This window comes from Arthrobacter agilis, from assembly GCF_030816075.1.
Taxonomy (GTDB): Bacteria; Actinomycetota; Actinomycetes; order Actinomycetales; family Micrococcaceae; genus Arthrobacter_D; species Arthrobacter_D agilis_E.
This window is the reverse complement of sequence record NZ_JAUSXO010000001.1, coordinates 869302-882548: the sequence shown is the minus strand read 5'-3', so window position 1 is coordinate 882548 and position 13247 is coordinate 869302. Positions and strand designations below refer to the sequence as shown.

Genomic DNA, 13247 nt, shown 5'->3' with positions numbered 1-13247 from the left:
GCCGTGCTGTACTCGACCACCACCCCCGAGCAGAAGCGCCGGGACCTCCGGGACGCACTGGCCTCCGGGCGCATCCAGCAGTTCCCCGGGGCCTTCAACCCGCTGTCGGCTCGCCTGATCGGCGACAAGGGCTTCGACGGCGTCTACATCTCCGGCGCCGTGATCGCCGCCGACCTCGGGCTGCCGGACATCGGCCTGACCACCCTCACGGAGGTCGCACACCGTGCCGGGCAGATCGCGCGCATGACGGACCTGCCCTGCATCGTCGACGCGGACACGGGATTCGGCGAGCCCATGAACGTGGCCCGCAGCGTGCAGGAACTCGAGAACGCCGGTCTGGCCGGCTGCCACATCGAGGACCAGTTCAACCCGAAGCGGTGCGGCCACCTGGACGGGAAGAACGTCGTCGACCTCGACACGGCCGTGAAGCGCGTCCGCGCCGCCGCCGATGCGCGCCGCGACCCGAACTTCCTCATCATGGCCCGCACCGACATCCGGGGCACCGACACCCTCGAGGCCGCGCAGGAGCGGTCCCGCGCGCTCGTTGAGGCGGGCGCGGACGCCATCTTCCCCGAGGCCATGCGGAGCCTCGACGAGTTCCGGGCCATCCGCGACGCCGTGGACGTGCCGATCCTGGCCAACATGACGGAGTTCGGCAAGAGCGAGCTGTTCACCGTGGAGCAGCTGCAGGAGGTGGGCATCACCCTGGTGATCTACCCGGTGACGCTGCTGCGCAGTGCAATGGGCGCGGCCGAGCGTACGCTGGACTCGATCAGGGCCCACGGCACGCAGGAAGAGGCTGTGGGCGAGATGCAGACGCGCAGCCGCCTCTACGAACTGGTGGACTACGAGGGATACAACCGCTTCGACTCCTCCGTGTTCAACTTCGAGGTGCCGGGCGGCGTCCGGACGGGCACACCCGCATCCGACGGACCGAACGCAGAGAAGGAGCAGCCGTGACAGAACCGGAGATCCACAAGGGGCTCGCAGGGGTCGTGGTGGACACCACCGCGATCTCGAAGGTCAATCCGGACACCAATTCGCTGCTGTACCGGGGCTACCCGGTGCAGGAGCTGGCCGGTTCCCGGGACTTCGAGGACATCGCCTACCTCCTGTGGAACGGCGAACTGCCGGACGCCGGCGAGCGGGAGCGCTTCGACGCGTTCGAGCGCGCGCACCGGGCCCTCCCCGACCACGTGGTCGCGGCCATCGACCTCCTGCCGCTGACCGCGCACCCCATGGACGTGGCTCGCACCGCCGTCTCGGTGCTGGGCGCGAGCCACCCCCGTGCCGGCGACAGCAGCCCCGAGGCGAACCTGGAGAAGGCGGCGGCACTCCTCGCGGTCTTCCCGGCCGTCGTCGCCTACGACCAGCGGCGCCGCCGTGGACAGGAGCGGGTGGAGCCCCGCGAGGACCTCGGCTACTCGGCCAACTTCCTCTGGATGACGTTCGGGGAGGAGGCTCCCCCCGAGGTGATCCACGCGTTCGACGTGTCGATGGTCCTGTACGCGGAGCACTCCTTCAACGCGTCCACCTTCACGGCACGCGTGATCACCTCGACCCTCTCGGACCTGCATTCGGCGGTCACCGGCGCGATCGGGGCCCTCAAGGGTGCCCTGCACGGCGGCGCGAACGAGGCGGTCATGCACACCTTCGAGGAGATCGGCATCCGGGAGGACGAGACCCGCGAGGAGGCCGCCGCCCGGGCGAAGGCCTGGATGGAGGATGCCCTCGCCGCCAGGAAGAAGGTCATGGGCTTCGGCCACCGCGTGTACAAGCACGGCGACTCGCGGGTACCCACCATGAAGTCGGCGCTCGACGCGATGATCGAGTACTACGGGCGCAGCGAGATCCTCGGCCTGTACACCGGGCTGGAGACCGCGATGGACGAGGCCAAGGGCATCAAGCCCAACCTCGACTATCCCGCCGGGCCCACGTACCACCTGATGGGCTTCGACACCGAGATGTTCACGCCGCTCTTCATCGCCGCCCGCATCACGGGCTGGACGGCGCACATCATGGAGCAGGCCGCGTCGAACTCGCTGATCAGGCCCCTCAGCCTCTACGACGGACCCGACGAGCGGCACGTGGGCGAGGGCTGACCCACCGGGGTCCGGTCCGGTCCGGTCCGGTCCGGCGGGAGCTCCGCGGGAGCTCAGCGGACGACGGCGCTGGCCACGCCCTCGTTGTCGGCGTCCATGACGATGGTGGCCGCGATCCTGCGCCCGTCGAGGACGAGCGGCACCCAGTGGGGGGCGTCCTGCCACATGCTGTGCCACGGGAGCTCGTCGATCGGGTACCAGCGGGGTTCGATCTCCTCGCTGGGCCGCGGGGCCGCCGCACCGGCGTCCGCCGTGAAGAGGAAGGCCACCATATTCCACGCCGGCCGTGCCGGGAAGGACCAGGTGATCCGGCCGGCCTCGCGCACCCCGGCGGGGAGGAGGTCGATGCCGCTCTCCTCGCGGACCTCGCGCACGGCGGCGTCGAGGGCGGTCTCCTGCCCGTCGATCTTGCCGCCGAGCGCCACCACCCGGCCGCTCCCGAAGCCGGTCCGCTTCAGTCCGAGGAGCACCTCGCGACGGTCCCCGCCCGTCCGGCCTGTGCCGGTCCGGACCAGGAGGCACAGCACCACGCAGCGGTAGGCCACACCGTCGACGGTCAGCCACTCGCCGGGCGGGGCCGCTCCGCCGGGCATCCCCGACGCCGGCTCAGGCACGGGCTCGGGGGTGCGCCGCTGCATAGACTTCCCGCAGGGTGTCGGCGGTCACGAGGGTGTACACCTGGGTGGTGGTGACGGAGGCATGGCCGAGGAGTTCCTGCACCACGCGGACGTCGGCGCCGCCCTCGAGCAGGTGTGTGGCGAACGAGTGCCTGAGCGTGTGCGGCGAGACGTCCCGCTTCACCTCGGCCCGCTCGGTCGCCGTCTTCAGGATGGTCCAGGCGCTCTGGCGGCTCAGCCGGCCGCCCCGCGCGTTGAGGAAGAGGGCGGGGCTGCCCTTGCCCTTCGCCGCGAGTGCCGGGCGCCCCCGGACGAGGTAGGCGTCGACGGCCCGCGCCGCGTACGAGCCCACGGGGACCAGGCGCTCCTTCGACCCCTTGCCCGTCAACCGGACGACGGCAGGTCCGTCCAGCGCGTCGCCGACGGACACGTCGTCCACGTCTAGGCCCACGGCCTCGCTGATCCTCGCGCCGGTCGAGTAGAGGAACTCGAGCAGTGCCCGATCGCGCTGCCCCGACGGCGTGGCGGTGTCGACGGAGTCCAGGATGCGCACGACGTCGGCGACGGGGATGGCCTTCGGCAGCCGCTGCCCCGTCATCGGCGGATGGACGTCCCGCGCCGGATCACCCTCGGTGACGCCCTCCAGCGCCCAGAACCGGTGGAGACCGCGGACGGCGACGACGGTGCGTGCCGCCGAGCGCGGGCCGAGCGGCGCGAGCCCGTCCTCCCCGGAGGCGACCGCCCGGGCGAAGGCCGACACGTCGTGCCGGGTGATGGCCGCCGCCTCACGCACGCCGCGCGCGTCGAGGAACGCCTCGTAGCGCCGCAGGTCACGCCCGTAGGCGGACAGCGTGTTGGTGGACAGTCCGCGTTCGACGGACATGTGCTGGAGGTAGTCCCGGATGAGGAGGGACAGCGGTCCCGCGCCGACGACGGGCGCCGGTTCCGGCATGGACGTCAGCCCTCGAGCACAGCGCCGCGCGGCCACGTGGCGTGCTGGCTCGGGTGCTCGGGCCAGGGCGTCGTGGCGGGGCGGAGGTCGGCGTACCCGTTCTCGCGCGCCACGCGGGCCGCGAGGATCGCCGCGACCGCGGACGGGCTGTGGATGCGCCCCTCGAGCACCGCGTCCACCGCGGCGTCGAGATCCACCCACTGCACCTCGATCTCGGCTTCCTCGTGGGTGCGGGTGTGCCGGTCCGCCTCGGGGACGTCGCCGATACCGCGCGCGAGGTACACGCGCAGCGCTTCGGAGGACGATCCCGGGGACAGGAACAGGTCGACGAGCACGTGCCAGTGCCGGGCGGTGAGGTCCGCCTCCTCGGCGAGTTCGCGGGCCGCGGCGTCCACGAACTCCTCGCCGTCCTCGTCGAGGAGGCCCGCGGGGATCTCCCACAGCGCCATCCGGACCGGATGGCGGTACTGGCGCAGCAGGAGCACCTGTCCGTCGTCGTTCAGCACGAGCACGGCCACGGCCCCGGGGTGCTGGATGAAGTCCCGCGTGATCGGCTCGCCGCCGTCGGTCAGGCTGAACTGCTCGCTGACCACGTCCCACACGCGCCCCTCGTAGACCGTGGTGGTCCCGAGGAGCCGGCGCGGGCTCTGCTCGTCACCGAACGCGGCGCTTCCCGCACCGGGCAGTCCCATGCTCAGGCCTTCGCGCCCCGGCGCTCGAGCGCCGCCTTGACCAGTCCGGCGAACAGGGGGTGCGGCCGCGTGGGACGCGAGCCCAGTTCGGGGTGGGCCTGGGTCGAGACGTAGTAGGGGTGGACGTCCTTCGGCAGCTCGGCGAACTCGACGAGCTTGCCGTCCGTCGTCGTCCCCGAGAAGACGAGGCCGGCGTCGGCGATCTGCTGGCGGAACTCGTTGTTCACCTCGTAGCGGTGGCGGTGCCGTTCGAACACGGTGGTCTTGCCGTAGGTCCCCGCGATGACGGAGCCCTCCTGGAGCTTCGCCTCCCAGCGGCCCAGGCGCATCGTGCCGCCCATGTCCCCTTCGCCGGCGACGATGTGGAGCTGCTCGGCCATGGTCGCGATGACGGGGTATTCCGTGTCCGGCTCGAATTCGCTCGACGACGCGCCCTCCAGCCCCACGACGTTCCGGGCGTACTCGATCACCATGCACTGCAGACCGAGGCAGAGACCCAGGGTGGGGACCTTGTTCTCGCGGGCGTAGGTCAGCGCGCCGAGCTTGCCCTCGAGGCCGCGGATGCCGAAACCGCCCGGGATGCAGATCGCGTCGACGCCGGCGAGCGCCTTCTTCGCGCCCTCCGGTGTCTGGCACTCGTCGGACGGGACCCACTTGATGGTGACCTTGGCCTTGTTCGCGAAACCGCCGGCGCGCAGCGCCTCGGTCACCGAGAGGTAGGCGTCGGGGAGGTCGATGTACTTGCCGACCAGCGCCACCTCGACCTGGTGCTTCGGGTTGTGGACCGCTTCGAGCAGCTTGTTCCACTTGGTCCAGTTGACGTCCTTGAACTTCAGGTCGAGCGCCTGGACGATGTAGGCGTCGAGGCCCTGGGCGTGGAGGGTCTTCGGGATGTCGTAGATGCTCGGCGCGTCCGCCGCGTTCACCACGGCGTCGAGGTCGACGTCGCACATGCGGCCGATCTTCTCGCGCATCGCGGCGGGGACCTCGCGGTCGGAGCGGATCACGATGGCGTCGGGCTGGATACCGATCGAGCGCAGCATGGCCACCGAGTGCTGGGTGGGCTTGGTCTTCAGTTCCTGCGACGGGCCGATGTACGGCACGAGCGAGACGTGGAGGAAGAAGACGTTGTTCCGGCCGACGTCCTGGCGGACCTGCCGGGCCGATTCGAGGAACGGCTGCGATTCGATGTCGCCGACGGTTCCGCCGATCTCGGTGATGATGACGTCCGGGGCCTTCTTACCAGGTGTCGCCTCGGCCGGCAGGCGCATGCGGCGCTTGATCTCGTCCGTGATGTGCGGGATGACCTGGACGGTGTCGCCCAGGTACTCGCCGCGGCGTTCCTTGGCGATGACCGTCGAGTAGACCTGACCGGTCGTGACGTTCGCCGACCCGTCGAGGTTCTCGTCGAGGAACCGTTCGTAGTGCCCGATGTCCAGATCGGTCTCGGCACCGTCGTCGGTGACGAAGACCTCGCCGTGCTGGAACGGGTTCATCGTGCCGGGATCGACGTTCAGGTAGGGATCGAGCTTCTGCATCGTCACGGAGAGGCCGCGCGCCCTCAGGAGGTGACCCAGGCTGGATGCCGTCAGTCCCTTGCCGAGTGAGGAGGCCACGCCGCCAGTCACGAAGATGTGCTTGGTCGTTGCGGATTTCAGGAACCGGGAGTTTATTTGCTGCGCCACGGAATTCAACCCTATCACCGAGCAGTTGTCCGGGCGGCATCGGCGAGGAGTTCTTCGGCGTGGGCACGCGCCGACGCGGAATCCTCCTGGCCGGCGAGCATCCGTGCGAGCTCCCGCACGCGCTCGTCGTCGGGTAGGACCTCGACGTCGCTGGCGGTCACACCGCCCCCTTCGCCGTCCCGCGAGACGTTCTTCGTCACGCGGATATGCCGCGCGGCGAACGCTGCGACCTGGGGCAGGTGGGTCACCACGATGACCTGGACGTGCTCGGCGAGCATCGCGAGCCGCCGTCCGATCTCGACGGCGGCCTTGCCACCCACGCCGGCGTCCACCTCGTCGAACACGAAGGTGGGCACGGGGTCCACGGCCGCGAGGACCACCTCGATGGCCAGCATCACGCGGGAGAGCTCACCGCCCGAGGCCCCCTTGCCGAGGGCGCGCGGCGCCGAGCCGGGGTGCGGCTGCAGGTTGAACGCGATGTCGTCGGCGCCGTGGACCGTCAGGGACTCCGACGGCGTGACCTCGATCAGGAGCTGGGCGTCGGGCATCGCGAGGGCGGTGAGCTCGTCGCTGACCCGCCCGGCAAGGCTCTCCGCCGCCGCGGTCCTCAGCGAGGACAGCGTGGCGGCGAGGTCGTGCACCTCGCGGTGGAGATCGACGATGACGCCGTCGAGCTCCTCGACGCGGGAGGAGTCGCCGCTGAGTTCCAGCAGCCGCTTGACGGCGTCCTCCTGCCAGGCGAGCACCTCGTCGATGGTGGGGGCGTACTTGCGCACCAGCACCGACAGCGCGGCGCGGCGCGACTCGACCTCCTCGAGGCGGCCCGCGCCCTCCGAGTCGAGCGCCGTCCCGTAGCCCGCCAGCTCGGCGGAGATGTCCGCGAGGAGGTAGCCGACCTCCGCGAGCCGTTCGGCGAGCCTGCCGAGGTCGGCGTCGTGCCCGGCGACCGCCTCGAGCTGCCGCTTCGCCTCGTCGACCAGCGACACGGCATCGGCGTTCGCGCCGATCTCCTCGGAGACGAGCGCCTGGTGGGCCACGAGGGCCGCCGTGCGCAGTTCCTCGAGATTCCCGAGACGCATGGATTCCGCCTTCAGGGCGGCGTCCTCCCCCGGCTGCGGATCGACGTCCCCGATCTCGGTGAGGGCTGCTTCCAGGCCTTCGGCCTCGCGGAGCCTCTCCCGGGCCTCGCTCCTCAGCCGGTCACGCTCGGCCAGGGCGTCCCGCCACCGGCGGAAGGCGTCCTCGTAGGCGTGCAGGGTCTCCTCGAGGGGCTTGCCGCCGAACTTGTCCAGGGCCTGCCGCTGCGCGGGGGCGCCCTTGAGCCGTAGCTGGTCGGACTGCCCGTGGACGACGACGAGCTCGTCCCCCAGCTCGGCGAGGACGCCCACGGGAGCCGCGCGGCCCCCGACGTAGGCGCGGCTGCGGCCCTCGCTCGTCACAGTGCGGGCGAGGATCAGCTCCGCTACCCCGTCGTACACCTCCAGTGCGGCCCCGGCCTCGGCGGCCCTCAGGGCGGCGGGGCTGGCGGGGTCCAGCCGCAGCACGGCCTCCGCGGACGCCGACTTCGCGTCGAGGCGCACCGCTCCGGCGTCCGAACGTGCTCCCCTCAGCAGGCCGAGGGCGGTGATGACCATGGTCTTGCCCGCCCCGGTCTCGCCCGTCACGACGGTGAGCCCCGGCCCGAGCCTGAGGGTGGCGTCGGTGATGACGCCGAGGTCGCGGATACGCATCTCCTCGATCATCGCTGGGGTCCGTCCTGGTGTCTCACGGGGCCGCGCCAGCCCTGGATGGGTAGTTCGAACTTGCGGACGAGCCGTTCCGAGAACGGCGTCTGCCGGGTGCGGGCCAGCCGGACGGGGCGCTCCGAGCGCTGCACCTCGACGCGCGCGCCCGGCGGCAGGTCGATACTGCGCCGTCCGTCGCACCACATCACGCCTGCCGCCTCGGTGCGGGTCAGGAGCTCGACGGCGAGCACCGACGTGGGGGCGACCACGAGGGGCTTCGCGAAGAGCGCGTGGGCACTGATCGGCACCATGAGCAGCGCCTCGACCTCCGGCCAGACGATCGGCCCGCCGGCGGAGAAGGCGTAGGCGGTGGAACCGGTGGGGGTGGCGAGCACGACACCGTCGCAGCCGAACGAGCTCACCGGGCGGCCGTCGACCTCCAGGACCACCTCGATCATGCGTTCCCGGTCGGCCTTCTCCACGGCCACCTCGTTGAGCGCCCAGCTCCGCCCGAGCAGGGTGTCGCCGTGCCAGACGACGACCTCGATGGTGGTCCTCTCCTCCACGGTGTAGCTGCGGTCCGCCACCCACCGGACCGTCTCCTCGAGATCGGCGCGTTCGCTCTCCGCGAGGAAGCCCACATGGCCGAGGTTGACGCCCAGGAGGGGTATGTCCGCGTCCCGGACCAGTTCGGCGGCCCGCAGGATGGTGCCGTCGCCGCCGAGGACCATGACGAGTTCGACGTCGCCGAAGACGACGCCGTCACCGAGCGCCTGGGCCGGGGCGGCGAGGGCCCCGTACTCCCGCTGGAGGTCGGCGAGTTCCTCGGGCCGCATGACGGGCTGGAGCCCGAGGTCATGGAGCCGGGTGCATGCCTCCTGCGCCGCGATCATCGCGTTCCTGCGGCCGGTGTGTGCAAGAACCAGGATTCGTCTACTCATCGAGCTCCGTCTGATTGGTAATGCCGGGCGGTGGGAAGAGCTCATGCAGTGCCTGGTCAGTCAACCGGTCCAGCTCCCCCTCGATCCTAGGCACCAATCCCTTCACAGGCACCTTTATCCACACGAAGTACTCCACGTTGCCGTCCTGCCCCGGCAGTTCGCTCTGCGCGATCCCGGCGATGTGCAGCCCGCACCCGAGGGCACTGCGCACCACGCCGGCGACGGCCCGGCGGCGGGCCTCGGGTGACGTGACGACGCCGAGCCGGTTCAGCCCGCTGCGTCCCACCTCGAACTGGGGTTTGACCATCAGGAGCAGCTCCCCACCGGCATCCGTGGCGCCCGCCAGGGCTGCCAGAACGAGCCGGAGCGAGATGAAGGACAGATCCGCGACGGTGAGTTCCACCGGGCCGCCGATCTCCGCCGGGTCGAGGTGGCGGACGTTCATGCCCTCGAAGACGTGCACGCGCGCGTCGTCGCGGAGCTGCTGGACGAGCTGGCCGTGTCCGACGTCGACGGCAGCGACCTCGCGGGCGCCGCGCCGCAGGAGGACATCGGTGAACCCGCCGGTCGAGGCACCCGCGTCGAGGCACCGCTTCCCCGTCGGGTTCACGGCGGGGAAGGCGCGCAGCGCGCCGTCGAGCTTGGTGCCGGCGCGGCTGACGTAGTCCTCGCCCCGTTCCTCGACGAGGAGCGTGTCCGCGGGAAGGGTCGGTGCGGAGGGCTTGAGCGCCACGACGCCCTCGCGCACCACGCGTCCCGCCGCGATCAGTTGTGCTGCATGGGATCGTGACCGCGCGAGCCCGCGCGTCACGAGTTCCTGGTCAAGGCGAGCCATGGGCTCCTGCCCGGTGGAGCTTCTGCTCCGGGTTCAGTTCCCCGCCCAGGCGTTCGAGGACGTCGAGGTACACCGCCGCGTGGTCCGTCACGGGCAGGTCCGCGAGCCGGTCGAGCGCGCGGAGGACCTCGTCGACGTGCGCATCGCCGGTGCCGCCGTCCGTCGCGCCCCCGGTCGTGTGCTCGGTCGTGTCCTGCACCGCCGCCGCCCTCCCGTGTCCCGTGTCGGTCATGATCCGTCCCTCCAGCCTAGCCAGCCGTCGCGAAGGCGACCTCGGGTGCGGCCCCGGGTGTCGCGTCGGGGTGCGCCGCCCACCAGGCGGCGCAGGCGGCGCGCCAGCTGTCGACGTCGTCCTCGCGACCGCTGATGCTCACCGTGGACCCGGTCACCCGGGCGACCGCGGCACCGCAGGCGTAGGAGCCGTCGTCGGCGGTGATCGCGGGGTACTCCTCGTACAGGTCGGCGAGGGAGCCGATGAGGTAGTCGGGGCGTTCGGCGACGTCGGCGGCGAGGGCGGTGCGGACCGTGTCCACGCCGGTGAGGACGAGCGCCGTCGCCATGCCCGCGCGGTTTCCGCCGAGGATGTCCGTATCGAGCCGGTCGCCCACCACGAGGGCACGATCCACACCGGAGTGGCGGGCCGCGGTCTCGAACAGGGCCGCACCCGGCTTGCCGGCGATGGACGGCGACTTTCCGGTCGCGGCGGCGACGGCAGCCACCAGGGTCCCGTTCCCGGGAGCGATGCCGCGCTCCTGCGGGATGGACAGGTCGGTGTTGGTGGCCACCCAGGTGGCACCGGCGGCCACCGCGTAGGCGGCCTCGGCGAGGTCCTTCCAGCCGATCGTGGGAGCGAATCCCTGGATGACCGCGTCGGGCCGGTCCTCCGCCGAGCCGACGACGGAGAGGCCCTGCGCCCGGACGGCGTCGGCGAGGGTGTCACTGCCCACGACGAGCACCGTGGATCCTGCGGGCACCTGACCGGCCAGCAGCTCGGCACCGGCCTGAGCGGAGCCGAACACCTGATCCGCGGTGGCCGGGGCTCCCAGGTCGCGCAGGTGCGCAGCGACCTGCTCGGAGGACCGCGACGCGTTGTTCGTGACGTAGGCGAGGCTCTTGCCCTCCCCCGCGAGGCGCTCGAGGGCGTCGGTCGCGCCCTCGATGGCGTGCGGGCCGGCGTAGACGACGCCGTCGAGGTCGGCGAGGACACCGTCGAAGGTGTCGATCAGGCGTCCGGCGCCGCGGTGATCGTTCCTCAGGCCCTCAGTCATCGACGTCCTCGTCCGTGTTCACCGCGGACCCGGTTGCTGCCTGGTCCGTCCCCGCTGCGGAGAACCGGACTTCAGGCGCCGTTCCCCGGGTGTCCTCGACGTCGGCGATGTCCGCGGTCCCCGTGTCGTCCATGCTGAACAGCATCTCGGTCTGGAGCGCCTGCACCGGTGCCGCAGACTCACCGACGGGCACGGCGTCGACGGCGACAGGCTTCTCGGGCGCGGGCGCCGCGGGTACCTCGGCGTCGTCCGTAGCCGGGGCCGCCGCCTCCGAGGGCGATGCGACGTCCAGCGGAAGCGGTGTGTCGTCCTGATCGGTCACCACGTCGTCCTGACGGGCCTCCAGGTCAGGGGACGCCTCGGCGTCCGGGCCCGGCGCTGCGACCGTGTCCGACTCCGTATCCGGCGCTGTTTCAGACTCCGCGTCTGGAACTGTATTCGACTCCATGTCCGACTCCGTGGCCGACTCCGTGTCCGACTCGATGTCCGACTCGATGTCCGACTCGATGTCCGACTCGGCCGCAGATCCGGTCCCGGTCTGCTCGCTCGGACCACCGTCGAGCTCCGCCTGGACGTCGTCCACCTCCGCGTCGTGCGCGGCCGTGCGGCCGTCCGGGGTCTCCGTCTCTGCGGCACCGGCCGGGGCAGGTGTGCCGAGGATGTCGGTGACGCGCGGGACGGGTACCGGCGCGGGATCGTCGTCCTCGCCCAGATCGACGATGTCCGGCTCGAGGTCGTCGTCGAGTCCGAGCGCGCGCTCTGCCACGCCGGCCTGGCGACGCCACGTACCGGACTCGCCGGAGCGACCGACGGCATCGAGTGCGTCGGCGTAGGCCCGGAAGAGGCGGGGGCTGAAGGAGAAGGCCCGCTGGAGGTCCAGTTGCGGGATCTCCAGCGCCGAGACCGCTGCGTCGAGCTGCCCCAGATCGGCCCGTGCACCGGAGACGACCATGGCGAGTTCCGCCTTGCCCGCCGCATCCAGTGACGCGGCTTCCTCGCTGCGCGCGAGATCCAGGGCGCGGTCGGGCCGTCCGAGGCCTCGCTCGCAGTCGGCCATGACCGGCAGGTGCACGTTGGAACCACTGATGCGCCGGAAGGTGCGGAACTCGCGGAGAGCCTCGCCGTAATGGCCCGCGGCATAGGCCGTCACGCCGACGGCCTCGCGGACGGCGGCGAGCCGCCCGCCGCGACGGCTTGCGGCCAGCGCGTGCTGGAAGGCCAGCTCAGGGTCGATATCGATGAGCCGGCCCGCCATGACGAGGTGCTTCGCGACCCAGAGCGCGCTGCGTTCCTCGAGGTTGCGGACCTGGGCACGGGTGACCCGGTCGAGCTCGTCGCCCTTGACGTCCTCGTCGATCTCCGGGGACCGCTCGCGATCAGGACGATTGGCGCTGCGGAGGTCACGCGCGTTGTGGGGCCGTGGCCCTGAGGAGGCCTCGTCCACGCGCGGCCCGCGGCGATCGCCGGTGCGGGGTCCGCGACCGTCCTCGCGATCCGCGGGACGGCGGTAGGAGCTGTCACGCCCGGCCGAACGCCCGTCGCCACCCGGCCGGCCGTCGGAGGAGGTACGGGACTTCCACGGTCGATCGGCTCCGCCCTGGGCGCGGTCAGCCGGACCTCCTCCGCGACCCGCGAACCGCGGCTGCTTGTCCGCGGCAGAGCCGGCTGCGGAACCACCCCGCGATGCCGATCCCCTCAGCTGCGCACCCCGGCCGCCTTCCGCCCCTCGCTGGGGGCGCTCGAACGGACGCGATGAGGTGCGGTCGGAATTCTGGCCCGGGCGATCGTCGCGCCGCGGCCCGGACGCTCCGCCTCGTTCCTGGTTGGACCGTGAGCCACGGTCGAAGCCCTGCCTGTCACGGCCGGCATGTCCTGGCTTGTCGTCCCGGGTGTAGTCGGGCCTGTCACGACCGGCACCCTGGGCATCCCGCCCGTACGTCCCGCCCGACTGACCAGCACCCGAGCCACCCTGGCCACCCGAGCCACCCGAGCCACCCGAGCCACCCTTCCATGCAGGGCGTCCGGCAGAAGGCCTGCCACTGCTGCTGGAACCCCGGGAACCACCCTCCGGGCGCGGGCCCCGGCGGTCCTCGCGCGGTGCGTCACGCTCCGACCTGTCCCGGGGCGGGTAGGAACGCTCGCCCCCACGCCGGTCGTTCCCGCCATCAGCAGACGACGGCGGGCGGTGTCCTCCGGACTTCGACCCCCAGGAATGACGACCCGTGCGGCCTGACCCACCCTGGTTTCCGCGGTTGGCGCCACCCGACTGGCGGGACTCCCCGTCTCGTCCGGCAGTATGCTCCTGCTCAGCCATGGCAGCGCGATCCTCTCGTCAGGTGTCGGCAAGAACGTGCCGGCGGGTCTCTATTTTGCTGTGGGTCCTACCCATCTATGGAACCACGAAGACCGGGTGGGCACTTACTCCGCACCG

Annotated in this window: 12 protein-coding genes; 2 read left to right on the top strand and 10 right to left on the bottom strand. The window is 71.5% G+C overall.

The window, feature by feature from the left end; translation table 11 throughout:
• Positions 1 to 3: 3 nt before the first annotated feature.
• Both prpB and QFZ50_RS03870 read left to right on the top strand, forming a co-directional pair.
• Positions 4 to 960, top strand: a complete 957-nt coding sequence (gene prpB, locus QFZ50_RS03875) for a methylisocitrate lyase (protein WP_307082079.1) — start codon at positions 4 to 6, stop codon at positions 958 to 960.
• Positions 957 to 2102, top strand: a complete 1146-nt coding sequence (locus QFZ50_RS03870; protein ID WP_307082077.1) for a bifunctional 2-methylcitrate synthase/citrate synthase — start codon at positions 957 to 959, stop codon at positions 2100 to 2102. The genes prpB and QFZ50_RS03870 overlap by 4 nt, the downstream gene beginning before the upstream one ends.
• Positions 2103 to 2155: 53 nt before the next feature.
• On the opposite strand, the gene QFZ50_RS03865 is transcribed toward QFZ50_RS03870, so the two are convergent.
• From QFZ50_RS03865 to QFZ50_RS03820, 10 genes are read right to left on the bottom strand one after another with little or no spacing between them, the layout of a single operon-like run.
• A complete protein-coding gene (locus QFZ50_RS03865) occupies positions 2156 to 2740 on the bottom strand; it encodes an 8-oxo-dGTP diphosphatase (protein WP_307082075.1) in 585 nt (194 codons plus the stop codon).
• Positions 2709 to 3671: a site-specific tyrosine recombinase XerD gene (gene xerD, locus QFZ50_RS03860; RefSeq protein ID WP_307082074.1), complete on the bottom strand. Its 963-nt coding sequence runs from the start codon at positions 3669 to 3671 to the stop codon at positions 2709 to 2711. The genes QFZ50_RS03865 and xerD overlap by 32 nt, the downstream gene beginning before the upstream one ends.
• A gap of 5 nt (positions 3672 to 3676) precedes the next feature.
• Positions 3677 to 4363 (bottom strand): NUDIX domain-containing protein, encoded by a 687-nt coding sequence (locus tag QFZ50_RS03855; protein ID WP_307082072.1) that lies wholly within the window; start codon positions 4361 to 4363, stop codon positions 3677 to 3679.
• Between the two features lie 2 nt (positions 4364 to 4365).
• Positions 4366 to 6066, bottom strand: a complete 1701-nt coding sequence (locus QFZ50_RS03850; RefSeq protein WP_307082070.1) for a CTP synthase — start codon at positions 6064 to 6066, stop codon at positions 4366 to 4368.
• A complete protein-coding gene (recN, locus tag QFZ50_RS03845; protein ID WP_307082068.1) occupies positions 6063 to 7790 on the bottom strand; it encodes a DNA repair protein RecN in 1728 nt (575 codons plus the stop codon). Before recN ends, QFZ50_RS03850 begins: the two co-directional genes overlap by 4 nt.
• Positions 7787 to 8713 (bottom strand): NAD kinase, encoded by a 927-nt coding sequence (locus QFZ50_RS03840; RefSeq protein ID WP_307082066.1) that lies wholly within the window; start codon positions 8711 to 8713, stop codon positions 7787 to 7789. Before QFZ50_RS03840 ends, recN begins: the two co-directional genes overlap by 4 nt.
• Positions 8706 to 9548: a TlyA family RNA methyltransferase gene (locus tag QFZ50_RS03835; protein WP_307082064.1), complete on the bottom strand. Its 843-nt coding sequence runs from the start codon at positions 9546 to 9548 to the stop codon at positions 8706 to 8708. Before QFZ50_RS03835 ends, QFZ50_RS03840 begins: the two co-directional genes overlap by 8 nt.
• Positions 9535 to 9780: a hypothetical protein gene (locus tag QFZ50_RS03830; RefSeq protein ID WP_307082061.1), complete on the bottom strand. Its 246-nt coding sequence runs from the start codon at positions 9778 to 9780 to the stop codon at positions 9535 to 9537. Before QFZ50_RS03830 ends, QFZ50_RS03835 begins: the two co-directional genes overlap by 14 nt.
• A 16-nt stretch (positions 9781 to 9796) precedes the next feature.
• Positions 9797 to 10816: an HAD-IIA family hydrolase gene (locus QFZ50_RS03825; RefSeq protein ID WP_307082059.1), complete on the bottom strand. Its 1020-nt coding sequence runs from the start codon at positions 10814 to 10816 to the stop codon at positions 9797 to 9799.
• Positions 10809 to 12260, bottom strand: coding sequence for a hypothetical protein (locus QFZ50_RS03820; RefSeq protein ID WP_307082057.1), 1452 nt, complete (start codon positions 12258 to 12260; stop codon positions 10809 to 10811). The genes QFZ50_RS03825 and QFZ50_RS03820 overlap by 8 nt, the downstream gene beginning before the upstream one ends.
• Positions 12261 to 13247: the final 987 nt, after the last annotated feature.

Bases quoted from the DNA above. Each gene is read 5' to 3' on its own strand.
- QFZ50_RS03835 (WP_307082064.1), bottom strand. From the start codon at position 9,548: ATGGCTCGCCTTGACCAGGAACTCGTGACGCGCGGGCTCGCGCGGTCA.
- QFZ50_RS03865 (WP_307082075.1), bottom strand. From the start codon at position 2,740: ATGCAGCGGCGCACCCCCGAGCCCGTGCCTGAGCCGGCGTCGGGGATG.
- QFZ50_RS03825 (WP_307082059.1), bottom strand. From the start codon at position 10,816: ATGACTGAGGGCCTGAGGAACGATCACCGCGGCGCCGGACGCCTGATC.
- xerD (WP_307082074.1), bottom strand. From the start codon at position 3,671: ATGCCGGAACCGGCGCCCGTCGTCGGCGCGGGACCGCTGTCCCTCCTC.
- QFZ50_RS03855 (WP_307082072.1), bottom strand. From the start codon at position 4,363: ATGGGACTGCCCGGTGCGGGAAGCGCCGCGTTCGGTGACGAGCAGAGC.
- QFZ50_RS03840 (WP_307082066.1), bottom strand. From the start codon at position 8,713: ATGAGTAGACGAATCCTGGTTCTTGCACACACCGGCCGCAGGAACGCG.
- QFZ50_RS03830 (WP_307082061.1), bottom strand. From the start codon at position 9,780: ATGACCGACACGGGACACGGGAGGGCGGCGGCGGTGCAGGACACGACC.
- recN (WP_307082068.1), bottom strand. From the start codon at position 7,790: ATGATCGAGGAGATGCGTATCCGCGACCTCGGCGTCATCACCGACGCC.